Source organism: Rossellomorea sp. RS05, assembly GCF_039822645.1.
GTDB classification, from domain to species: Bacteria; Bacillota; Bacilli; order Bacillales; family Bacillaceae_B; genus Rossellomorea; species Rossellomorea marisflavi_B.
The window spans coordinates 1,381,922-1,404,000 of record NZ_JBDKWY010000001.1 but is presented as its reverse complement, the minus strand read 5'-3'; the positions used below and the strand labels follow the sequence as shown (position 1 = coordinate 1,404,000).

23 protein-coding genes and 1 pseudogene are annotated in these 22,079 nt (G+C 47.4%); 21 read left to right on the top strand and 3 right to left on the bottom strand.

Features of this window, described 5'->3' with window-relative positions; genetic code table 11:
- Window positions 1–145: 145 nt before the first annotated feature.
- Entirely contained in the window at window positions 146–1,069 is a 924-nt protein-coding gene (locus ABJ225_RS07340; protein WP_347319198.1) for a Na/Pi symporter, read from the bottom strand.
- Window positions 1,070–1,400: 331 nt separating this feature from the next.
- Here ABJ225_RS07340 and rpsU point away from each other — a divergent pair, with 331 nt between their 5' ends.
- From rpsU to ABJ225_RS07315, 5 genes are all read left to right on the top strand, one after another.
- Window positions 1,401–1,574, top strand: coding sequence for a 30S ribosomal protein S21 (gene rpsU / locus ABJ225_RS07335; protein ID WP_032087602.1), 174 nt, complete (start codon window positions 1,401–1,403; stop codon window positions 1,572–1,574).
- 14 nt (window positions 1,575–1,588) lie between these two features.
- A complete protein-coding gene (locus ABJ225_RS07330) occupies window positions 1,589–2,035 on the top strand; it encodes a GatB/YqeY domain-containing protein (RefSeq protein WP_218246233.1) in 447 nt (148 codons plus the stop codon).
- 234 nt (window positions 2,036–2,269) lie between these two features.
- Complete coding sequence (locus ABJ225_RS07325) at window positions 2,270–3,574, top strand: NfeD family protein (protein WP_347319195.1); 1,305 nt, start codon at window positions 2,270–2,272, stop codon at window positions 3,572–3,574.
- A 19-nt stretch (window positions 3,575–3,593) separates the two neighbouring features.
- The gene (gene floA, locus ABJ225_RS07320; RefSeq protein WP_048006137.1) at window positions 3,594–4,589 is read left to right on the top strand and encodes a flotillin-like protein FloA; all 996 of its coding nucleotides are present in this window, start codon (window positions 3,594–3,596) and stop codon (window positions 4,587–4,589) included.
- 26 nt (window positions 4,590–4,615) lie between these two features.
- Complete coding sequence (locus ABJ225_RS07315; RefSeq protein ID WP_347319193.1) at window positions 4,616–5,041, top strand: hypothetical protein; 426 nt, start codon at window positions 4,616–4,618, stop codon at window positions 5,039–5,041.
- 214 nt (window positions 5,042–5,255) lie between these two features.
- On the opposite strand, the pseudogene ABJ225_RS07310 reads toward ABJ225_RS07315, so the two are convergent.
- A pseudogene (locus tag ABJ225_RS07310) lies at window positions 5,256–5,546 on the bottom strand (hypothetical protein); the annotation flags it as partial.
- 449 nt (window positions 5,547–5,995) lie between these two features.
- Between ABJ225_RS07310 and yqfC the strand changes: the two are divergent.
- The 10 genes from yqfC to recO all read left to right on the top strand — a co-directional run bounded on the left by yqfC (window position 5,996) and on the right by recO (window position 14,139).
- Window positions 5,996–6,280 (top strand): sporulation protein YqfC, encoded by a 285-nt coding sequence (gene yqfC / locus ABJ225_RS07305; protein WP_056535282.1) that lies wholly within the window; start codon window positions 5,996–5,998, stop codon window positions 6,278–6,280.
- Window positions 6,281–6,292: 12 nt separating this feature from the next.
- Window positions 6,293–7,480, top strand: a complete 1,188-nt coding sequence (gene yqfD / locus ABJ225_RS07300; RefSeq protein ID WP_347319191.1) for a sporulation protein YqfD — start codon at window positions 6,293–6,295, stop codon at window positions 7,478–7,480.
- Between the two features lie 3 nt (window positions 7,481–7,483).
- Window positions 7,484–8,449 (top strand): PhoH family protein, encoded by a 966-nt coding sequence (locus ABJ225_RS07295; protein ID WP_148984574.1) that lies wholly within the window; start codon window positions 7,484–7,486, stop codon window positions 8,447–8,449.
- Window positions 8,450–8,614: 165 nt separating this feature from the next.
- Window positions 8,615–10,762 (top strand): HD family phosphohydrolase, encoded by a 2,148-nt coding sequence (locus tag ABJ225_RS07290; RefSeq protein ID WP_347319189.1) that lies wholly within the window; start codon window positions 8,615–8,617, stop codon window positions 10,760–10,762.
- Window positions 10,763–10,764: 2 nt separating this feature from the next.
- Entirely contained in the window at window positions 10,765–11,238 is a 474-nt protein-coding gene (gene ybeY / locus ABJ225_RS07285) for an rRNA maturation RNase YbeY (protein ID WP_053426529.1), read from the top strand.
- Window positions 11,219–11,602 carry a diacylglycerol kinase family protein gene (locus tag ABJ225_RS07280; RefSeq protein ID WP_347319187.1) on the top strand — a complete coding sequence of 128 codons (384 nt, stop codon included), beginning with the start codon at window positions 11,219–11,221 and terminating at the stop codon, window positions 11,600–11,602. Before ybeY ends, ABJ225_RS07280 begins: the two co-directional genes overlap by 20 nt.
- Before the next feature lie 194 nt (window positions 11,603–11,796).
- Window positions 11,797–12,195 carry a cytidine deaminase gene (locus ABJ225_RS07275; RefSeq protein ID WP_218246228.1) on the top strand — a complete coding sequence of 133 codons (399 nt, stop codon included), beginning with the start codon at window positions 11,797–11,799 and terminating at the stop codon, window positions 12,193–12,195.
- A complete protein-coding gene (era, locus tag ABJ225_RS07270) occupies window positions 12,188–13,093 on the top strand; it encodes a GTPase Era (protein ID WP_048016263.1) in 906 nt (301 codons plus the stop codon). The genes ABJ225_RS07275 and era overlap by 8 nt, the downstream gene beginning before the upstream one ends.
- A 103-nt stretch (window positions 13,094–13,196) precedes the next feature.
- Window positions 13,197–13,340 carry a YqzL family protein gene (locus ABJ225_RS07265; protein ID WP_079516415.1) on the top strand — a complete coding sequence of 48 codons (144 nt, stop codon included), beginning with the start codon at window positions 13,197–13,199 and terminating at the stop codon, window positions 13,338–13,340.
- A 46-nt stretch (window positions 13,341–13,386) separates the two neighbouring features.
- Entirely contained in the window at window positions 13,387–14,139 is a 753-nt protein-coding gene (recO, locus tag ABJ225_RS07260) for a DNA repair protein RecO (RefSeq protein WP_347319184.1), read from the top strand.
- Window positions 14,140–14,248: 109 nt separating this feature from the next.
- Here the strand turns inward: recO and ABJ225_RS07255 are convergent, their stop codons facing one another.
- A complete protein-coding gene (locus tag ABJ225_RS07255) occupies window positions 14,249–15,625 on the bottom strand; it encodes a glycine--tRNA ligase (RefSeq protein WP_347319324.1) in 1,377 nt (458 codons plus the stop codon).
- Window positions 15,626–16,093: 468 nt separating this feature from the next.
- On the opposite strand from ABJ225_RS07255, the gene ccpN reads away from it, so the two are divergent.
- The 6 genes from ccpN to ABJ225_RS07225 all read left to right on the top strand — a co-directional run bounded on the left by ccpN (window position 16,094) and on the right by ABJ225_RS07225 (window position 21,969).
- On the top strand, window positions 16,094–16,720 hold the full coding sequence (gene ccpN / locus ABJ225_RS07250; protein ID WP_048006125.1) for a transcriptional regulator CcpN: 627 nt from the start codon (window positions 16,094–16,096) through the stop codon (window positions 16,718–16,720).
- Between the two features lie 10 nt (window positions 16,721–16,730).
- The gene (locus ABJ225_RS07245) at window positions 16,731–17,543 is read left to right on the top strand and encodes a pyruvate, water dikinase regulatory protein (RefSeq protein ID WP_179125838.1); all 813 of its coding nucleotides are present in this window, start codon (window positions 16,731–16,733) and stop codon (window positions 17,541–17,543) included.
- Between the two features lie 345 nt (window positions 17,544–17,888).
- Entirely contained in the window at window positions 17,889–18,323 is a 435-nt protein-coding gene (locus tag ABJ225_RS07240; RefSeq protein WP_218246227.1) for a YaiI/YqxD family protein, read from the top strand.
- Between the two features lie 53 nt (window positions 18,324–18,376).
- Window positions 18,377–20,179, top strand: coding sequence for a DNA primase (gene dnaG / locus ABJ225_RS07235; RefSeq protein ID WP_347319181.1), 1,803 nt, complete (start codon window positions 18,377–18,379; stop codon window positions 20,177–20,179).
- Between the two features lie 31 nt (window positions 20,180–20,210).
- A complete protein-coding gene (gene rpoD, locus ABJ225_RS07230) occupies window positions 20,211–21,341 on the top strand; it encodes an RNA polymerase sigma factor RpoD (protein ID WP_048006123.1) in 1,131 nt (376 codons plus the stop codon).
- 103 nt (window positions 21,342–21,444) lie between these two features.
- Window positions 21,445–21,969 carry a hypothetical protein gene (locus ABJ225_RS07225; RefSeq protein ID WP_347319178.1) on the top strand — a complete coding sequence of 175 codons (525 nt, stop codon included), beginning with the start codon at window positions 21,445–21,447 and terminating at the stop codon, window positions 21,967–21,969.
- Window positions 21,970–22,079: the final 110 nt, after the last annotated feature.

Here is a 22,079-nt window from a genome sequence, read left to right as displayed (position 1 = left end):
GTATAGTGTGGATTGTAGTACATGACGACAACTCCCAGGACAAGCGTAGTCTTGCAGGGGAACCGTGAGTGGAATAAAAGATTTATACTGATATTGATATTGATCGCCTTTAATTGGTAGCTTTCTTAGTTTTGTCCCAACTTTTTTATCCTCTAGCCTTTGGACCGTGAATTCGTTCAACAAATCGGGCAAATCTTCTTGCGAACGGAAGGACCATGAGAGAGCAGACCAGGTTGAAGATCACACTGGCATGGGCAAGCTGCATATCCCCTGAAGAAGCCAAAGCTTGGACGCCTCTCGTTAAAAGGGGGATAAAGGGAATGAAAAGTCCGACACCGATGACGTTCAGCCATACATGTGCATAGGCCGTGAGCTTTGCCTCCCGCCCTCCTCCAATGCTCGCCATGATGGCAGTGATGCATGTCCCCACGTTTGACCCAAGCATCACTGCGATGCCCGTATCGATCCCGATTGATCCTGCTGCAAGAAACCCCATGGCCACTCCTGTCACCACCGTGCTGGACTGGATGATGGCCGTGAGAAGACAGCCGACCAACAGGGCGAGGAAAAGATGGCGATCCATGTTTTCCATGTATCCTTTCACCGCAGGATGATGGGTGAGGGGTTCAGCGAGGCGCTGAATGCCCATGATGGCGGTGAAGATCAAGCTGAAGCCCACCAAGGTCATCCCGAAGCTCCTGCCATTCGTAGATCCGAACAAGAGGAGGATGGCCCCCACGACGGCAGCCGGGATGATGAGCATATTCAGGTTGAGCGTGAACATCTCCAACGTGAAGGTGGTTCCGATATTTGAACCCAGCATGATCCCGATCGTCTGTCTGAAGGGGATCATACCCGAGGAAGCAAGTCCGACTGTCAACACCATGACCGCAGAGCTACTGTGAATCAATGCCGTCAGGAGCGTCCCGGTCAAGACACCCCTGAACGGTGTATGGGTCAGGTAGTGGAGCCATCTCCGGATATTATCACTGGCGAGGTTGAACAGGCCCGTCCTCAGCCAGGTCATGCCGAATAGGAAGCAAGCGATGAAAAGAATGAAAGCCAACATATATCCCATGATAGGATCGTCTCCCTTCCGCCTTGTATAGAAGAGCATACTCAAATCTATGGGGAAACCGCGGAGGACATGCCTATTTATGTCCTGATTCGGGATAAATTGTTGACCTATCACATAGGATATATTATAATGGCAAAGTACATGGATTCCTTTTAGTACTTTATGGGATTCATCCAAGAAAGACATACACTTTCTGTCCCCTTGTGACAATGCAGCAAGGGAAGATCTTAAGTAAAGGGACATCCAATGTCCTTGGATATGGTACAAACCATTTCTGACTTGAACATGTAAGTGTAGTGTGTTCGGAGGGAGGGAAAGAGAGATGTCAAAAACAGTTGTTCGTAAAAACGAATCGCTTGAAGATGCTCTTCGTCGCTTCAAACGCTCAGTTTCTAAAACAGGAACTTTACAAGAGTTTAGAAAGCGCGAATTCTATGAAAAACCAAGCGTAAAACGCAAAAAGAAATCAGAAGCAGCAAGAAAACGTAAGTTCTAAGAGAGGGTGTAACCATGAGTCTTCTCGATCGTTTAAATGATGATATGAAACAAGCGATGAAAAACAAAGAAAAGGAGAAGCTGTCCGTCATCCGCATGCTGAAGGCCTCACTTCAAAATGAAGCCATCAAGCACGGAAATCAGCAGCTCTCTGAAGACGAAGAGTTGACAGTCCTTTCTCGAGAAGTCAAACAACGGAAAGACTCCCTCCAGGAGTTTCAAAACGCAGGTCGTGACGATCTCGTGGAGAAACTCCAAGCAGAACTGACTTACGTCGAAATATATATGCCTAAGCAGCTTTCGGAAGAAGAAGTTTCAGCCATCGTCCAAGAGACGGTAGCAGAAGTGGGCGCTTCATCTAAAGCTGATATGGGTAGAGTGATGGGAGCGATCATGCCCAAAGTAAAAGGGAAAGCTGATGGGGCTCTCGTCAATAAACTTGTTCTTCACCATCTATCATAGGAAAAAGCCGGGAAGCAGTTGCTTGCCGGCTTTTTTAGTAAGTAGCATGCATCAACAGCCCCATGGTTCCTCTCCTTCAGAGGTATGCCCGCCACACCGTCTTGCCGACCTGATCGCGTACCGCTCTTCAACCAGAATCTTCCTCATGAGAAAAAATCAAAAAAGATGAAACCTGATCCCCAACTCAAACGTACATAAGTCAGGGAATCATTTTAATGAAACGAGGGGGTCTGTTTGAAAAAAGGATTATTGGTTTTGTTCCTGTTCCTTTTCGGTTATTCGCTGATCCAGCCGTTGACAGGTGCCGCCGCCAAAGAGGCCTATGTGATACCCGTCCACAAAGAAGTGGAACGCGGTCTGCATGCCTTCCTTGAACGTGCCGTCAAGGAAGCGGAGGATGCCGGTGCCGATGTGATCATATTCGATCTCAACACACCGGGTGGTCTTGTGGATGCCGCGGGTGATATCGGTCAGCTCATGGATGGAATCGATACAAAGACTGTCGCCTTCGTTAATCATAAGGCGTTGTCTGCCGGAGCGTTCCTGGCCCTTCACGCCGATGAAATCTATATGGTGCCGAATGGGCAATTCGGTTCTGCAGCTGTCATCGACCAAGAGGGGAACGCAGCAGATAAAAAAGCACAGAGCTACTGGCTGTCTTCCATGAAAAGCGCAGCTGAATCAAAGGATCGTGATCCAAAGTACGCCATGGCGATGGCTGACGACTCTATGTCCATCCCCGAAGTCGACCTTGAAAAGGGTGAGCTGCTGACCTTGGGATCAAAAGACGCTGAGAAAATCGGATATTCCGACGGTACCGTAAGCACTATGGATGAACTGCTTCAAAAGATAGGCGCTGAAGAGGGTTCTGTTGTGAATGTGGAAGAAACCTTCGCAGAAAAGCTTGCCCGCTTCCTGACCAATCCGGTCGTCGTTCCGATCCTCTTGTCGCTTGCCAGCCTGGGATTGATCGTAGAACTTTATTCTCCTGGGTTCGGGGTAGCAGGGACAGTCGGGATCAGCTCGCTCCTTTTGTTCTTCTATGGTCATATGGTGGCGGGTTTTGCAGGGTATGAAACCCTCATCCTCTTCATCATTGGGATCGCCTTGTTAATAGCAGAGTTTTTCCTTCCGGGAGGAATTGCCGGCACGCTCGGGGCCGCAGCCGTCATCGGCAGCATTTTTATGGCAGGAGGCGATTTTGTGCAAATGGGTTACTCGATTCTAATAGCCATCGCTGTAGCGATCGCCGCCATCATTCTGTATGTAAAGGTGTTTGGTAAAAAAATGAGACTATTCAATAAGATGATTTTGCGAGATTCAACATCCACGGAAAGCGGTTACGTTTCAAATGCCAACAGATTGGAACTCATCGGACGCGAAGGCATCACCAAGACGCCACTCCGACCATCGGGCACCATCCTCATCGACGATGAGCGGATCGATGCCGTCACCGAAGGAAGCTTCATCAAAGCAAATGAAAAAATCAAGATTGTAAAAGTGGAAGGTTCCCGTATCGTCGTAAGGGAAATCACCTAAATTATTGGAGGTTGTGTAAATGGTCATTGATACAAGTTCAATTCTCTTGATTGCCGCCATTGTGGTGGGAATCATCATCCTATCCATCCTATTCACGTTCGTCCCTGTGATGCTGTGGATTTCAGCACTAGCAGCAGGTGTCAGGATCAGCATCTTCACGCTGATCGGTATGAGACTGAGAAGGGTCATCCCGAGCAGGGTCATCAATCCGTTGATCAAAGCTCATAAAGCTGGTCTGCAAGTATCCATCAATCAGCTTGAGAGTCACTATCTTGCAGGGGGGAATGTCGACAGGGTCGTCAATGCCTTGATCGCTGCCCACCGTGCCAATATCGAATTGACATTCGAACGCGGAGCCGCCATCGACCTTGCAGGAAGGGACGTACTCGAAGCCGTTCAAATGAGTGTTAACCCTAAGGTTATTGAAACACCATTCATCGCCGGTGTGGCGATGGACGGGATTGAAGTGAAAGCGAAAGCGCGTATCACGGTGCGTGCCAATATCGACCGACTCGTAGGTGGAGCTGGAGAAGAAACCATCGTTGCCCGCGTAGGGGAAGGGATCGTATCAACGATCGGTTCTTCCGACAATCACAAAAAGGTACTTGAAAACCCTGATTTGATTTCGCAGACAGTCCTATCGAAAGGATTGGATGCAGGAACGGCTTTTGAAATCCTGTCCATTGATATCGCGGACGTGGATATCGGTAAAAACATCGGTGCCGAGCTTCAAACAGAGCAGGCTGAAGCAGATAAAAAGATTGCCCAGGCAAAAGCAGAAGAAAGAAGGGCAATGGCCGTAGCAAACGAACAGGAAATGAAAGCAAAAGTCGAGGAAATGAGAGCGAAGGTTGTGGAATCCGAGGCGGAAGTACCACTTGCTATGGCAGAAGCTTTGCGTTCTGGCAACATGGGCGTCATGGATTATATGAATCTTAAGAATATCGATGCCGATACGGATATGAGAGATTCCATCGGTAAAATGACCGGGGACAAACACGATACGGATAAGTAAGTCCCTGAAGGAAAGGAGATGCCTTCATGGAAGGACTGATATTTGCGATCGTCATCGGTCTGATCTCCGCCTTTTTCGGCCGTAATAAAGAAAAGGGAAAGGATCAGACGAACAGACCCCGTACGCCGAACCCGGGCAGCAATCCTTCCCGGTCACCTGAAATCGAACAAACAAAAGCCAGAGTCGAAAAACAAGTCAATAAGAGTGCTACAAACCTTCAGACTCGTTTTGAAGAGAAGAAGGCAACCGCTGCTAATGCGATTACCAACACCTGGCAAGAAGAGGAAAAACGGTTATCGAAGCAAATGGAGAAAACATTGGCAAAGGCTGAAACCATTCGGAAGAAGCGCATCGACCTTGATTTCCATAATCAGGATGATGTAGTGAAAGGGTTCATTTACTCCGAAGTTTTCGGAGCGCCAAGGTCGAGAAGAAGGCATCATCGAAAATAATAAACTGTGAACAGAGCGCCACCTTCATTTCGTTAGGTGGCAAGTTCAGAGGGCCACAAGCGGTGGTCTACTTTTCAGAGGAATCTAGAAAGGGTGAGGTGCAATTTTAACCTCACCCTTTTTCTTTTGGTGAAGTGAACTTGGGATTTTCTGGAAAACTCAAGGGTCTATAATGAGGAAGGGAGTGCGATGATAAGTATCATCGCACTCCCTTTTAGAATTGGGGAAGGATAACAGGCGGACGATTACTCGGAGAATCGCCATACCTATACATGTTTTTGCTTTGCTGAAGATGCTTTGATGCACCTGTACGTTGCCATTCTTCCACCGTTTTATATGCTTTTTCTGGAGCGTACCCTTTTCCCACAAGGACGCCCATTAATATGAATTCCTGAAGAATGTGGGTGGCATTTATTCCCCTATTGACATCTTCCAGCCCTTCATTGACCAGAAAGTCCGTGTGAGTGATCCACTCATCAGGTGTTCGGCCGAAATACACGGCATTTTTATTGCTGTTTTCATTCCTGTCTTCTATAGCCATGTCCCTTTCTGGCACAGGAAGAGGTTGGTGGTAAGGGGTGGAGGAACTCACGAACCGTCCAGGGCCATAGTAGTGAAGCGGATAGGCGGGTTCACCATGATGATGGTACGGTGGATGATATGTTCGTCTTTCAACAGGACCGTTCACATAAGAAGGAATGGACCCGGCATTCCAGGAGTAGACGTGTGAATGGTGGATCCTTTTTGGATCGTAATACATGTTTCTCAATCCCTTCAACGTTTTCGGAATATCCTATGCTATTCAATGGGTGAACGTACTTCATTCCGAAAGGCGGGGTGATCTTGATTGAATTGGTGGTTCAACGCTTTTAGGAAACCCGGTTTTTATACAATGGCCATACATATATCTCCCGATTCATTCATACGTATGAGATGAAAGGGGGTTCTTTTTTTATGGCAAAAAACTGGCTCCAGGAGATGCGCAAATGGATGACGGAGAAGATGGATCTACCGGAAGATGTCATGATGGACCTACCCCGCATCACAATGATTGGACAAATCCATATTTATATAGAAAACCACAGGGGGCTCCTGACCTTTGCGGATAATGAAGTGAGATTGCTCCTTAAGCAGGGGCAGCTTCTGATCAAGGGGGAACAATTTGTGATTAAAATCATCCTTCCTGAGGAAATCCTCTTACAGGGGAAAGTCGTTGAAGTAATCTATTTAGATGAGTAGGAGGAATGGACTTTGAAGAATCCATGGGTCACCTTTATCAATGGGAAGGTCATGGTCAAAATTGAAGGCAGGGTAATGGAGCCTGTCCTCAACGCCTTATTAAAGACGGGGATCCCGGTGTGGGATGTGAAAAGGAAGACCCCGGAATCCATCACATTCCAGATTGCATTCAGTGATGTACATAAGCTGAGGCATGCTGTGCGACCGTTCGATTGCAGGGTTTCCTTCCTGAAAGGGGAAGGGGGGCCGTTCCTTTTGAAACGGATATGGAAGAACTCGGGTTTCCTCGCGGGAGCCCTCGCTTTCTTCGCCATCATCTTCGTCCTCTCGAATATGATCTGGGGAATCGAGATCAAGGGGGCGTCCCCGGAAGTCGAGCATCAGATGAGGAAAGAATTAAAGTCGCTGGGACTGTCTACTGGTAAAACGCAGTTTACCGTGCCGGATGTGGAAACCATCCAGAGGGAATTATCGTATCGCATGGATAATATCACATGGGTCGGTGTGGACCTTAAGGGGACAACCTTCCACTTCCAAGTAGTGGAGAAGAACGCTCCTGAGCCAGGGGAAGTAACGGGTGCACAGCATCTTGTGGCTAGCAAGAAAGCGGTCATCGTCCATATGTTCGTCGAAGAGGGCGATCCGAAGGTGGCAGTCACCGATTATGTTGAAAAGGGACAACTGCTTGTATCCGGCTTGATCGGTACTGAGGATAAACCAAAGGGCGTACCTGCCAAAGGCGAAGTCTTCGGGGAAACTTGGTATAAGACGAGTGTTGATCTTCCCCTCCATTCAACATTTTCCGTCTTTACAGGAAACGAGAAGAGACGTTTCCACGTGGGTATATCCGGGTGGAAGCTTCCTGTATGGGGATTCGGGGATCCGGAATATAAGGAATCCGTAAAAGAAGTGAATACAAAACGGCTCCGCTTTTTGAAGTGGGAAACGCCGATTGCCATAACCGACACTTCCATCAAAGAGAAAGAAGTGGTGGACCGCACATATACAAAAAAACAAGCTCTTGCAGAAGCAAGGAAGCTTGCACGGAACAACCTTCTATCCCAACTTCCGGACGATGCGGAAATAAAGGGAGAAAAAATTTTGCATGAGAAGTTCGAGAATGGTAAAGTTAGGGTAACCATTCACTTTAAGGTAATAGAAAACATTGCAGTAGGACAACCACTCATTCAAGGAGACTAGCGAATGTCAGACGAAATCTTAATGAAATTGCAGCTTGAGAACCCGAATGAAGCCGTCGCGCTCTTTGGGGTATCGGATTCACATTTAAAATTGTTGGAAACGGAACTCAGCGTTTCAATCGTCACCCGGGGAGAGGAGCTTCTCGTATCCGGTAAGGACGAAGAGGTGCGCCTGACGGTCGAAATTGCCGATCAGCTTGTTGCCATTATCCGAAAAGGCATCAACATCAGTTCAAGGGATGTGCTGTATGCCATTGAAATGGGGAAACAAGGGACGCTTGAGTATTTTGCAGACCTATATCAAGAAGAAATCACAAAGAATGCCAAGGGTAAATCAATCAGGGTCAAGACCCTTGGTCAACGCCAATATATCCAAGCAATCAGGAAGAAAGATCTTGTCTTCGGCATCGGCCCTGCCGGTACAGGGAAGACATATCTCGCAGTAGTCATGGCCGTGCATGCCATGAAAAACGGTCAGGTGAAGAAAATCATCCTCACACGGCCAGCGGTGGAAGCCGGAGAAAGCCTCGGCTTCCTGCCTGGTGACCTGAAGGAGAAGGTGGATCCCTATCTGAGGCCACTCTATGATGCCCTTCACGATGTGCTGGGAGCGGAGCATACTGCCCGCCTCATCGAGAGAGGCACCATCGAGATTGCCCCCCTTGCCTATATGAGGGGTCGGACCCTGGATGATGCCTTTGTCATCCTGGACGAAGCCCAGAATACGACCAAGGCACAGATGAAGATGTTCCTGACCCGATTAGGGTTTGATTCCAAGATGGTCATCACGGGTGACCGTTCCCAGGTAGACCTTCCTCGTGGAAGTGAATCGGGCTTGATTTCGTCGGAAAAGATCCTTAAGGACGTCAGGGGAGTAGAATTCATCTACCTTGAGCAGGCAGATGTGGTCCGCCACCCTCTTGTGGCTAAAATCATCGATGCGTACGAAAAAAACGAACAACAAGGATAATACCAGGATTGATCTCGCGCGTCATGTCGCCATGCGCGGCGAGGATCAATCTTTTTTGTACCCTTTTATACATAGATAAATAAGTAAAAAACTGCTATCATTTTACATATGTATTTCCTGGACTGGCTGTATGTTGCCGGAAACCGTTACAACAGGGGGGTCACTATGCGCACGCACCCGTTATTGAACAAGATAAAAAGCATCCTAAGCTACAGACTATTCACAAATCTGCTATTCATCCTCCTGGGGCTCATCGTCTTCGGGGTCCTATATGGAAATGTAAAACCGAAAACCCTGGATATCCATTTGTATGAAGAAGCACAGACGACCATCAGGGCGCCGAAGAAATTCGTCGATGCCGAAGCGACGGAGAAAAAGAAACAAGAAGCGGAAATGGAGGTCGGGAAGGTGTATACCCCGAAGGAAGGGGCCATCGACAATTCCAATACCCTGGTCCATTCCATGGTCGAGAGCGTCAAGGACGTGAAGAAACAATACGAGGAAAAGAACCGGGATGATCTGAAGCCTCCTTCTAAAAAAGAACTGAACGATCAGCTCAATCAGCTGAAAGAGAAGCTGCCGAAGGAAAACGATGCAGCGGATACGCTGAAGGATGATCGCTTGTTGACCATGCTCGAAGCATCAGGTGAAGACCTTGACCGCGTCGAAACGGTGGTATCCACCCAGATGCAGGTGATCATGGAGGACCACGTCAAGGAAGAGGACCTGAAGGAAGCACGATTGGAACTCGAACAGCGGATTTCCAAATTTTCATTCAACGGCAATCTCCTTCAGGTGGCCATCGATCTCGGGAACCTGGCCCTCGAGCCAACGGAATATTATGATAAAGAAAAGACGGAAGAACTGAAGAAACAGGCGGTTGCCAATGTCAGTTCCGTGGAAATCATTGAAGGAGGTGTCATCGTAGAAGACGGAGAACTCGTGACGCCGAAAAAATACGAAATCCTGAAGGCGCTCGGGATGGTCGACAACAGTTTCTCTTTTAAACCATTCCTCGGTCTCGCGATCTTTGTGATCGTCATCATCTGGTCATTGTATTACTTCTTCTACACCCTTCAGATCACGGAAGAAAGAAAGCAGAATTATCTGTTGCTCACAAGCATCATTTTCGTCATTTCCCTGCTGATCATGAAGATTGTTGGTCTTCTTGAGCAACTTCAGTTCAATGATATTGCCTACATACTCCCTGCAGCGTTCAGCGGGATGATCCTCAGGATCCTGTTGAACGAGCGGATCGCCATGATGATGGTCTTCATCCTGTCTGCCTGCTCGAGTGTGATCTTCCACCATCCGTTCACGGGTGCAATCGATTTTGAAATCGCCATTTACACCCTGTTCAGCGGAGTTGCAGGGGTATTATTCCTTGTGAGTAAGAATCAACGGTCCAATATTCTCCGTGCCGGTCTTTTTGTTGCGCTGGTGAACGTTTTGGTCCTTGCGTTCCTGATCCTGCTTAGTGGAACATCCTATACGAATACGGAGTATCTCTACTACTTCATATTTGCATTGATTTCAGGAGTGGGTTCATCCATTTTCACAATCGGATTCCTTCCCTTTTTCGAAGCAGGCTTTGGGATCTTGTCTTCCATGCGACTCATGGAGCTCTCGAGACCGACCCAGCCACTTCTGAAGAAGCTGCTGACTGAGGCTCCTGGTACCTATCACCACAGCGTCATGGTGGCCAATCTCGCCGAATCTGCGTGTGAAGCCATTGGAGCCAATGGCCTTCTTGCACGAGTGGGATGTTATTATCACGATGTCGGTAAATCGAAGCGTCCCCAGTTCTTCATCGAAAATCAGATGAACCGGAAAAATCCCCATGACCGGGTATCGCCTGAAACGAGCCGGGATGTTATCATTAGTCATACGACGGACGGAGCAGACATGCTGAGAAAGCATAAGCTTCCTAAAGAGATCATCGATATCGCAGAGCAACACCACGGAACCACCCTGTTGAAATTCTTTTATTATAAGGCGAAGGAACAGGGGAAAGATGTGAAGGAAGAGGAGTATCGTTATCCTGGTCCGAAGCCGCAAACCATCGAGGCGGCGATCATCTCGATCTCGGATAGCGTGGAAGCTGCCGTACGCTCAAAGTCGTCTCCAACACAGGAGGAGATCAAGAACCTGATCCATTCCATCGTCCAGGACAGGCTCCAGGACGGGCAGTTCAATGAATGTGATATTACACTGAAACAACTGGAGCAAGTGAAAAGGGCCCTGTGCGAGACATTGAACGGGATCTTCCATCCAAGGATAGAATACCCGGAAGAACAAGCAAAAGGAGAATGAACATGATCTTGAATATTGATATGATAGATGAAACGGAAGAGATATCGGATAAGGATTCGGAGCTCGTCTTGTCCATTCTGGATTTTGCCGCCGGCAAAGAAGGGATCGAAGAAGGAAGTGAAGTGTCCGTCACCTTCGTGTCCAATGAACGGATCCGTGAAATCAACCGGGATTACCGAGAGAAGGATCAGGCGACGGATGTCATTTCCTTCGCACTCGAAGAGCTTGGAGAGGACGAAGTGGAAATCATCGGGGAAGGGATGCCGCGGATCCTCGGAGACATCGTGATATCCATCGAACGCACGCGTGAGCAGGCGGAAGAATACGGTCATTCTTTCGAAAGGGAACTGGGCTTCCTCGCCCTTCATGGTTTCCTCCATCTGCTTGGATACGACCATATGGAGAAAGAAGACGAAGAGAGGATGTTCCAGAGACAAAGGGATATCCTGGACGCATATGGACTCCAAAGGGGCTAAGGGCGGCTTCAAGAAGCTGATGAGGTCGTTCGGTTATGCATCGGAAGGGGTGGTGAGCGCTTGGAAGTCCGAGCAGAACTTCAGAATCCATACATGCATGGGCATGATTGTCCTCGTCATGGCGGCGTTGCTCCACGTGTCAAAAGTGGAATGGATGGTCATCCTCATCTTGATCTTCCTGATGCATTCCCTCGAAATGGTGAATACGGCCATCGAGAAGGCGGTTGACCTTTCGACCCCGGTTTATCATCCTCTAGCCAAGTTGGCCAAGGACCTGGGTTCGGGGGCCGTGTTGCTTTTTGCCATCTGTTCGGCCATTATCGGCTTGATCATTTTCATACCGAAAATAGTGGCGATTTTCTAAATCCATGTCCCCTTTTTGGGGACATTTGATTTTCTGGGCTGAAAGCGTTTTAATGGAGGAAGGGAAAAGAGAACAGGAAGGATAAGTTGTTTGAATTATCTAACTATTTATTAACAATTTGATAACATCCCATGTCATTTCAGAAAAAGTGTAGTAAAATGAAGGGGTAAGGGAAAAAGGAGAGAATCAAACGAATGAATGTTGAACAAATGATAATAGAAGCAAAGGCAGCAAGAGAACTAGCATACGTCCCTTATAGTCGGTTTCAGGTAGGGGCAGCGCTCCTCACAAAGGACGGGAAGGTCTATCGTGGATGCAACATCGAGAACGCGGCATACAGCATGTGCAATTGCGCTGAGCGGACCGCCTTATTCAAGGCGTACTCAGAAGGCGATAAAGATTTCTCCATGCTTGCCGTCGTAGCGGATACGAAGAGACCGGTCCCTCCATGTGGAGCGTGCCGTCAGGTCATTTCGGAGCTTTGTTCGAAAGACATGCGGGTCGTCCTTACCAATCTGAACGGAGATGTTCAGGAACTGACAGTTGCAGAGTTGTTGCCGGGAGCTTTTTCACCGGAGGATTTACATGAGTAATCAGTACAAATCAGGTTTTATTTCCATCATCGGAAGACCGAACGTCGGAAAATCGACATTCTTGAACCGTGTCATCGGCCAGAAAATTGCCATTATGAGCGATAAGCCACAAACGACCCGTAATAAAGTACAGGGAGTCTATACGACCGATGAAGCGCAGATGATCTTCATCGATACACCGGGAATCCATAAACCAAAGCATAAGCTTGGGGATTTCATGGTCAAGATCGCGCAGAATACCCTGAAGGAAGTCGATGTGATCCTTTTCATGATCAATGTCGAAGAAGGCCTAGGCAAGGGTGATCACTATATCATCGAGAAGCTCAAAGGAGTCAAGACACCCGTCTTCCTCATTTTGAATAAGATCGATCAGGTTCATCCAGATGAGCTTTTACCGATCATCCAGAAATATAACGAACTGTATCCATTCGCGGCCACCGTGCCGATTTCAGCCCTTGAGGGGAATAATGTCGACCAGCTCCTTGGACTATTGAAGGACCGTCTGCCGGAAGGGCCTCAATTTTATCCAGCCGATCAGATCACGGATCATCCGGAGCGTTTCATCGTATCCGAGCTCATCAGGGAAAAGGTGCTGCATCTGACCCGTGAAGAGATCCCGCACAGCATTGCGGTCGTCATCGACAAGATGGAGAGGAAAGACTCCAATAACCTCATCGACGTCCTTGCCACGATCATCGTCGAACGTGATTCACAGAAAGGGATCGTCATCGGTAAACGCGGAGCCATGCTGAAAGAAGTCGGCAAGAGAGCCAGGATCGATATCGAAAATCTCCTGGGATCGAAGGTTTATCTGGAGCTTTGGGTGAAGGTCCAGAAAGATTGGCGCAACCGTGCTTCGAACCTGAAAGACTACGGCTTCAATGATGATGAATATTGATCTCAGGATTAACAATATTTAGAACACATCAAATCTGCGGGAAATGCTCACTCTAATCACATGAAAGGTCTTACTAGCTTAAATCCAGAAAGGTGGGTTTTAAATGTTAGACTTAACCTGGAAGTTCTTTTCGCAAACAGGAAGTATCGACACGTATCTGCTTTTTAAAGAACTCGAAAAAGATTCAAGTGATGAAATAACAGGATTTGATGAGGAGAATTCAGAAGCGGATTTTCCCATAACGTAAACGAGTTTGTCATCACCCGGACAAATGGACGTCGGGAGGTGGCCTTATGCTACAGAAATGTGAAGGAATCGTCATCAGGACGAATGACTACGGCGAAACGAATAAAATCGTTACCGTCTTTTCAAGAGAATTCGGTAAGGTGGGACTGATGGCTCGTGGTGCTAAGAAGCCCAACAGCCGTCTTTCCGCCATATCACAGTTATTTACATATGGCTATTTCATGTACATCAAAGGAAACGGTCTCGGTACCCTCCAGCAGGGGGAGATGGTCGAGTCACTCCGTCATATCCGGGAAGATTTATTCAAAACCTCCTACGCCACCTACATGGTGGAGCTGCTGGATAAGGCAACGGAGGACCGGAAGCCGAATCCCTTCCTGTTCGAGCTTCTCCACCAATCCCTGCATTATCTTGATGATGAAGTGGATCCAGAGATCCTCGTCCATATCTTTGAAATGAAGATGTTGCCGGTCTTGGGGCTTTATCCGAACCTCGATAGATGCTCTGTGTGCGGTGAGAAGGAAGGGACCTTTTCCTTTTCATTCCGGGAAAATGGCTTCATCTGCCACCGGTGCGTCCACAAGGACTCCCACGCCCTCCCTTTGAAACAGGGGACGGTCAAGTTACTCAGGGTCTTTTATTACTTTGATATCAATCGGTTGGGGAATGTATCGGTGAAGGATGAAACAAAGGCCGAATTAAAAAAGGTGATCCGGACCTATTACGACGAATATTCCGGTTTGCACTTGAAATCAAGAAGATTCTTGGACCAGATGGACAACCTGAAGGATTTATTCTAGTGTGATGTGAATAGAGTGAGAAGGACCGCCCCCTTTTGCCGGGAGCGGTCCTTTTGTTGGATTGGATAGAAAAGACCCCCTACGCTCAGGCGTGGAGGTCTTGTTTCATTTAGAAGTTAATTTTACCATCCAGGAAGCTTTTTACTTCGCTGATCGGCATGCGAACCTGCTCCATCGTATCACGATCGCGGACCGTCACTTGGCCGTCTTCAGCAGAATCAAAGTCATACGTAATGCAGAACGGGGTACCAATCTCATCTTGGCGACGATAGCGTTTCCCGATGGAAGCCGTCTCATCGAAATTGATCATCAGGTCTTTGGAAAGCTCTTCATACACTTTGAACGCTTCATCCGAGAGCTTCTTCGAAAGCGGAAGCACGGCAGCCTTATATGGTGCAAGTGCAGGATGTAAGCGGAGGACAGTGCGGGAGTCGTTTTCAAGCTCCTCTTCTTCGAATGCATCACATAGGAAGGCAAGTGTCACACGGTCTGCTCCGAGGGAAGGCTCGATGCAATAAGGCACATATTTTTCATTGGTTTGCGGATCCATGTAATGGAAGTCTTCATTCGAATGCTCCATATGGCGCTTCAAATCGAAATCTGTACGGTCAGCCACACCCCACAGTTCGCCCCATCCGAACGGGAATTTGTACTCGATATCGGTTGTTGCGTTACTGTAGTGGGACAGTTCGTCTTCGTCGTGATCGCGAAGGCGCATATTGTCTTCGTTTAGACCAAGGTTCAGCAACCAGTTCTTACAGAATTCGCGCCAGTAAGAGAACCATTCAAGATCTTCACCGGGCTTACAGAAGAATTCAAGCTCCATCTGTTCAAATTCGCGTGTTCTGAACGTGAAGTTACCCGGAGTGATTTCATTTCGGAAGCTCTTTCCGATCTGTGCAATACCGAAAGGCATTTTTTTACGCATGGAACGCTGTACGTTCTTGAAGTTGACGAAGATCCCCTGGGCCGTTTCCGGACGAAGGAAGATTTCATTCGTTGAGGATTCAGTTACACCCTGATGCGTTTTGAACATCAAGTTGAACTGACGGATTTCTGTGAAATCCTGCGCTCCACAGTCAGGGCAGACGATTTCATGTTCCTTCATGATCTCTTCCATCTTTTCGAACGGGAGGCCGTCGACGATCATCTCCATCCCTTTTGCTTCAAGGGCATTCTCGATCAATTTATCGGCACGATGACGGGTTTTGCATTTTTTACAATCGATCATCGGATCATTGAAGTTCCCAACGTGGCCGGAAGCTTCCCATGTTTTGGGGTTCATCAGGATGCTGGCATCCAGACCGACATTATAAGGGGATTCCTGAACGAATTTTTTCCACCATGCTTTCTTGATGTTGTTCTTCAGCTCCACGCCAAGGGGACCGTAATCCCATGTGTTGGCAAGGCCACCGTAGATTTCAGATCCTGGGAAGACGAATCCGCGGTGCTTGGCAAGGTTTACTACTTGTTCCATCGACATAATCTGTCACTCCTTTTTTAGATAAGGGTGCCGGCCAATAAAAAAAGCTCGTCTCCAGGCACTGTTGGCCTAGGGACGAGCTTTGGCTCGCGGTTCCACCCTAGTTGATATGCAAAAGGCATATCCACTTTCGATTGTATGAGCTCGGGATCGCCGTTTCTCCGCTGTTCCGGGCTTCCACCATCCCCGGTCGCTTAAGGCTGCGGTTACTTATCTATCCGTCATTGCTTACGTTATGAATGTGTTAGCTATTTTATCATGGGATTTTCTTCTTGACAACCATTGTTCGCTCAAAGTTAAAAAGAGTTGATGTTTCCCTGGAAACAGGATACTCTTTTACAGGTCTAATATTCCGATATAGTTTACACATAAAGGGAAAAGATAATACTCTTTTCATTTTGACTCATTAGTATATAATATTTAGTATACAGTATAACATTTTGAAAAAGGGTCGTTAGGTGGTGAAGGAAAATGGAACTGAATAAACGTCAAGAAACTATCTTGCAGATCGTGAAAGATAATGGGCCCATCACGGGAGAACAGATTGCCGACCGACTCAACTTGACCCGTGCCACCCTGAGACCGGATCTGGCCATTCTGACAATGGCGGGTTACCTTGATGCAAGGCCCCGGGTGGGTTATTTCTATACCGGTAAGACGGGAACCCAGCTGCTGACAGAAAACCTGAAGAAAATCTACGTGAAGGATTATCAATCCATTCCTGTGGTCGTGAATGAAAATGTCTCAGTCTATGATGCAATCGTGACGATGTTCCTCGAAGATGTGGGGACACTGTTCGTAGTCGATGCGAATTCCTATCTGGTCGGGGTACTCTCCCGGAAGGATCTTCTAAGGGCGAGCATCGGAAAGCAGGAATTGAGTACGCTCCCGGTGAATATCATCATGACGAGGATGCCGAATATCACGACATGCGAGAAGGATGATCCGTTGATCGGTGTAGCGAAGGATTTGATCCATAAGCAGATCGACTCTGTCCCTGTTGTCCGGAAAACGGATAATGGAGATCTTGAAGTAACAGGGCGGATTACAAAGACGAATGTCACAAAGGCCTTCGTTGCACTGGCAGATGAATATTAACAGGTGGTGAATGATCGTGAAAGAACCGATTATCTATGTGGTATCAGACTCCGTCGGGGAAACGGCCGAACTAGTGACCAAGGCAGCCATCAGCCAGTTCGATGGTTCTAAGAATACGGTCATTAAACGCTTCCCGTATATCGAAGAATTGGAAAATATCGATGAAGTAATCTCCCTTGCAAAACTGACGAAAGGGCTGATCGTCTATACCCTTGTGAAACCTGAAATGCGCGCCTATATCAAGGCGAAGGCGAAGGTGGAAGACCTCCATGCGTTCGATATCATCGGACCCCTCATGGATACATATCAATCGTCATATCAAAAGGAGCCGCTGTTTGAACCGGGTACGGTCCGGAAACTGGACGACGATTATTTCAAAAAAGTCGAGGCCATCGAATTTGCCGTGAAGTATGATGATGGAAGGGACCCAAGGGGCCTTCTCAGGGCGGATATCGTTTTGGTGGGCGTATCAAGGACCTCCAAGACGCCATTATCACAATATCTGGCACTCAAACGTTATAAGGTGGCAAATGTCCCCCTTGTGCCTGAAGTCGATCCCCCCGAGGAGCTTTTTAAGGTTCCTCCGGAAAAATGCTTCGGGCTGAAGATCAGTCCGGACAAACTGAATACGATCCGAAGGGAACGGTTGAAATCCCTTGGATTGAACGACCAGGCAAGCTATGCAAACATTAAAAGAATCGAAGAAGAACTTACATACTTCGAAGCGATCACCGGACGCATCGGTTGTCATGTCATCGACGTGACGAATAAAGCCGTTGAAGAGACGGCCAATGTCATCACGAATATCTATCAGAAATCCTGAGTGTTTTTACCCGGACCATCATGATCGTGGTGGTCCGGTTTTTCTGTGCTTGGGGACTTCAACCTAAAGTGGAGAAGCAAGAAGGTGGAATCGTGAAGAGAAGGAGTTTTATGGGTGGTCAAATAGCCGGGGATATACTATAATAAAAAATTGTGATAAAAATATTTAAAATAGGTTTAGACTAAACTCTTAAGGAATAAACTAATTATTGTGATATGTCAAGTCCTGAAGAGGGTTTTTTTCGACAAATTCTTCCTTGCTCCCAAGGAAAGTTATCCGGGAGAGAAGGATTACATGGAGTGATGTAGAATAGTTAGGTATGACCCATATCATCCTTGTGTATTCGTGGATGCTGATGCTTGTCCTGTCAAGGAGGAAATCAGCCGGATTTCAAGAAGATACGGATTCGGGGTTGTATTCGTCGCTTCCCATGCCCACCGGAAAAGTGAGCCTGAAGCAGGTGAATGGATCTATGTTGATAGTTCCAAGGAATCAGCCGATCTGTACATCATGAATCACGTCCGATCTTCCGATGTGCTCGTCACCCAGGATATAGGGCTTGCCAGTCTTGTCCTGCCAAAGCACGTTTATGCACTGTCCCCCAGGGGAAAAGCATACAGGGAAGAAATGATTGCCACGGCCCTCGATTACAGGTATCTTGCCGCTAAGGAACGTAGAAAAGGGAAGTATGGAAAAGGTCCCAAGGCATTTACCCAATCAGACCGGGAAACTTTTTCCGCAAACTTCGAGAATTTATTGTCGCAAATTGCAGGAGATTGATAAAATTTATCGAATCAACTTATGAGTGACATTTATAAAACAGGTGATGAATAGTGTCAGAAAGAATCCCTGAAGAGAAGCTGAATAAAATTTTATCATCCACGGACATCGTGGATGTTGTAAGCGACTATGTGCAACTGAAGAAACAGGGTCGTAACTATTTTGGGCTCTGCCCATTTCATGGAGAGAACACTCCATCTTTTTCTGTATCACCTGATAAACAAATCTTCCATTGCTTCGGCTGCGGTGCGGGAGGTAACGCCTTTACATTCCTTATGGATGTAGACGGCATGTCCTTCCAGGAAGCAGCTCAAAAGCTTGGTGAGAAGGTTGGCGAGGAAATTGACGTTACGCCTTCCACCCCGAATGTAGATCATGCTCAACTTGAAGACGAGAAGAGGATGATCGAGGCCCATGAACTTTTGAGTAAATTTTACCATCATTTGCTCCTTAATACAAAAGAGGGTCAGGATGCACTGGAATATTTGCTTGCCAGGGGGTTCACAACCGAAAGCATCCGGAAGTTCAAAATCGGCTGGTCGCTTCCCAATTGGGATTTCACAGTCAAGTTTCTAGAAAAGAGGGGATATCCCCTCGAACTCATGGAAGAGGCCGGGCTCCTGGTCAGAAGGGAAAGGGACCAATCCTTCCTGGACCGGTTCAGAGGCAGGATCATGTTTCCCATCCAGAACCCCAAAGGAGACACGGTTGCCTTTTCGGGACGGAGCCTCCAAAAAGGCGATGAACCGAAATACTTGAACAGTCCGGAGACGAAAATCTTCAATAAGAGTAAAATCCTCTATCATTACCATGGTGCTCGGGCCTCAATCAGGCGGAAACAGCAGGCGATCCTCTTTGAAGGGTTTGCAGATGTCATTTCCGCAAACGAGGCGGAAGTCGAGAATGGGATCGCCACAATGGGGACCTCCTTGACCGAGCAACAGATCGGACTGATCAAACGACTCACGGATACCGTCGTGATTTGTTATGACGGCGACTCTGCGGGGATCGAAGCCGCGTTCAGGGCAGGAAATCTCCTGACGAACCACGGCATGAATATCCGCATCGCCGCCATTCCGGAGCAGCTCGACCCCGATGACTACATCTCCACCTATGGATCCGAAAAGTTTCAGCAGGATGTAATAGGGGCGGCTCTGACATTCATGGCGTTCAAACTCCGCTATTACAAGCTGAATAAAAACCTGAATGATGAAGGAGATCGGCTCGCCTATATCGAAGAGGTACTCAAGGAAATCGTCGGCTTGAGCAGTGCCGTTGAAAAAGACTTCTATCTGAGAAACCTCGCCGATGAGTTTGATCTATCGCTGGATGCCCTGCAGCAGCAGATGGGGCAGGCAGGAGCACCCCGGTCAAAGAAGGTACAACAAAGCCCCGCACCCGTGGCTGCTCCCTTCAACCGGAAGTCACAGCTCCTTCCTGCATATCAAAATGCCGAAAGGCGCTTGATCGCCCATATGATGAGGGACCCCAACATTGCGTATAAGGTTCAGGATTGGCTTGCAGGTGTCAGTCTCAACGTAGATGAGCACCAGGCGATCATCACCTATCTTCTCGGGTATTATGAAGAAGGTCTGCCACCAGGCGCCCGCGGATTCATTGGATATCTGAGCGATGAGCGTTTGAGGCGGGTGGTGACGGAGATCGAAATGATGTCCATCAGCGAAGAATGCACCGATGATGAACTGATGGATTATGTGAAACAGGTCTTAAAACATCAAAAGATGTTGAAGATAAAGGAAAAAGAACAGGAAAGAAAAGAAGCTGAAAGAAGAAATGATTATCGCAAGGAAGTAGAGATTGCGATGGAAATCTTACAGCTGCGTAAGTCTTTATAGTTTTGCCAGGAAGTTGGAAGGAGGGGAACACATGGCTGAAAAGTCCGCGCGTTCCAAACAAATAGCGTCTGAATTGACCGTTGATCAGGTGAAAGAATTTTTAGTGAATCAGGGTAAGAAGAGAGGTGTTCTCACATATGAGGATATCGCCGATAAACTATCGGGCTTCGAATTGGACTCTGATCAAATGGATGAATTTTACGAGCACTTAGGTGAACAAAGCATCGAAATCATCAAAGAAAGTGATGAAGATGACGATCCGAGTGCCCCTGAATTGGCAAAGGAAGAGGAAGAGGAATTCAATCTGAATGACCTCAGTGTCCCTCCCGGCGTCAAAATAAATGATCCGGTCCGTATGTATCTGAAAGAAATCGGAAGGGTCGACCTGCTATCAGCAGAAGAAGAAATCAATCTTGCCGAAAGAATCGAAGAAGGGGACGAAGAGGCGAAGCGCCGCCTTGCAGAAGCCAACCTTCGACTTGTGGTCAGTATTGCGAAGCGTTATGTCGGTCGGGGTATGTTATTCCTTGATTTGATCCAGGAAGGGAATATGGGCCTTATTAAAGCGGTTGAGAAATTTGATTACCGCAAGGGGTTCAAATTCAGTACGTACGCCACTTGGTGGATCCGTCAGGCCATCACCCGTGCCATCGCTGACCAGGCCAGGACGATCCGTATCCCTGTCCATATGGTAGAGACCATCAATAAACTGATCCGTGTCCAACGCCAACTTCTTCAAGATCTTGGTCGTGAGCCTGCGCCTGAAGAAATAGCAGAAGAAATGGACCTTACACCGGAAAAAGTAAGGGAAATCCTGAAAATTGCCCAAGAACCTGTTTCATTGGAAACACCGATCGGGGAAGAGGATGATTCACATCTCGGCGACTTCATTGAGGATGCAGAAGCACAGTCACCATCAGAGCATGCTGCTTACGAACTTTTGAAGGAACAGCTCGAGGATGTACTCGATACCTTGACAGACCGTGAAGAAAACGTTCTGCGTCTTCGCTTTGGACTTGATGACGGAAGGACCCGTACCTTGGAAGAAGTCGGTAAAGTTTTCGGTGTTACCAGAGAACGGATTCGTCAGATCGAAGCGAAAGCTCTGCGTAAACTACGCCATCCAAGCAGAAGCAAACGTTTGAAAGATTTCCTCGAATAGGAACCAGAACCGTCTCGCATACGCCGAGGCGGTTTTTTTTCGGCAAAAAAGGAATTTCGACAGGCTGTGACGAAGTTTATACATATACTTGATAGGTTAGGCAGTGATTGGAATCAAACAACAGGATAAAGAAACAACAATCATCATAAACGAAATCAAACGGTGGAAAGAAAGCAGCATGCTTCCGGAGCACTACTGTGACTACCTTCTAAACCTTTACACCAAAGGGGGAAGTGAAAGCGTTTCCTCACAGGGGTACACACATCTTGCAGCATCGGCCCTGACTCTCGGCCTCACCGTATTTGTCATTTATTTTACTGAAATGTCACCGCTTTTGCAAACAGCGATTTTGGCAGTATTTGTCGTTTTCCTTGTGGTCATGGCAATTCATTATAGCAAAAAAGGAATCTCTACCCTTTTTGTGTATGTGGTTGTAGCCCTCATCCTTCTTTTTATGACGGTTCACATCGTGGATGCATTTTTTGAAGGGAAGAGAGGTGTCCTGATAGCGCTCCTATATTTGCATTGTTTTGTATGGTCGGTTACGGGTTTCGGGCGCAAAATCCTTCCATTTTCCATCGGAGGGACTCTGGGAGCGATCCTGCTGACTATTTATATTGTAATATAACTACAGAAAATTATAAAGTTTTTTAAAGTTGAGAAAATTCATTTAATCCTTTTATAATGGAAATGATAGCGCATACATTTCTGCTTTTGGCAGGAAGCGAGACAGACAAG

Bases quoted from the DNA above. Each gene is read 5' to 3' on its own strand.
- ABJ225_RS07340 (WP_347319198.1), bottom strand. From the start codon at position 1,069: ATGTTGGCTTTCATTCTTTTCATCGCTTGCTTCCTATTCGGCATGACC.
- rpsU (WP_032087602.1), top strand. From the start codon at position 1,401: ATGTCAAAAACAGTTGTTCGTAAAAACGAATCGCTTGAAGATGCTCTT.
- ABJ225_RS07330 (WP_218246233.1), top strand. From the start codon at position 1,589: ATGAGTCTTCTCGATCGTTTAAATGATGATATGAAACAAGCGATGAAA.
- floA (WP_048006137.1), top strand. From the start codon at position 3,594: ATGGTCATTGATACAAGTTCAATTCTCTTGATTGCCGCCATTGTGGTG.
- ABJ225_RS07315 (WP_347319193.1), top strand. From the start codon at position 4,616: ATGGAAGGACTGATATTTGCGATCGTCATCGGTCTGATCTCCGCCTTT.
- yqfC (WP_056535282.1), top strand. From the start codon at position 5,996: ATGGCAAAAAACTGGCTCCAGGAGATGCGCAAATGGATGACGGAGAAG.
- ABJ225_RS07295 (WP_148984574.1), top strand. From the start codon at position 7,484: ATGTCAGACGAAATCTTAATGAAATTGCAGCTTGAGAACCCGAATGAA.
- ABJ225_RS07290 (WP_347319189.1), top strand. From the start codon at position 8,615: ATGCGCACGCACCCGTTATTGAACAAGATAAAAAGCATCCTAAGCTAC.
- ybeY (WP_053426529.1), top strand. From the start codon at position 10,765: ATGATCTTGAATATTGATATGATAGATGAAACGGAAGAGATATCGGAT.
- ABJ225_RS07280 (WP_347319187.1), top strand. From the start codon at position 11,219: ATGGACTCCAAAGGGGCTAAGGGCGGCTTCAAGAAGCTGATGAGGTCG.
- ABJ225_RS07275 (WP_218246228.1), top strand. From the start codon at position 11,797: ATGAATGTTGAACAAATGATAATAGAAGCAAAGGCAGCAAGAGAACTA.
- era (WP_048016263.1), top strand. From the start codon at position 12,188: ATGAGTAATCAGTACAAATCAGGTTTTATTTCCATCATCGGAAGACCG.
- ABJ225_RS07265 (WP_079516415.1), top strand. From the start codon at position 13,197: ATGTTAGACTTAACCTGGAAGTTCTTTTCGCAAACAGGAAGTATCGAC.
- recO (WP_347319184.1), top strand. From the start codon at position 13,387: ATGCTACAGAAATGTGAAGGAATCGTCATCAGGACGAATGACTACGGC.
- ccpN (WP_048006125.1), top strand. From the start codon at position 16,094: ATGGAACTGAATAAACGTCAAGAAACTATCTTGCAGATCGTGAAAGAT.
- ABJ225_RS07245 (WP_179125838.1), top strand. From the start codon at position 16,731: ATGATCGTGAAAGAACCGATTATCTATGTGGTATCAGACTCCGTCGGG.
- rpoD (WP_048006123.1), top strand. From the start codon at position 20,211: ATGGCTGAAAAGTCCGCGCGTTCCAAACAAATAGCGTCTGAATTGACC.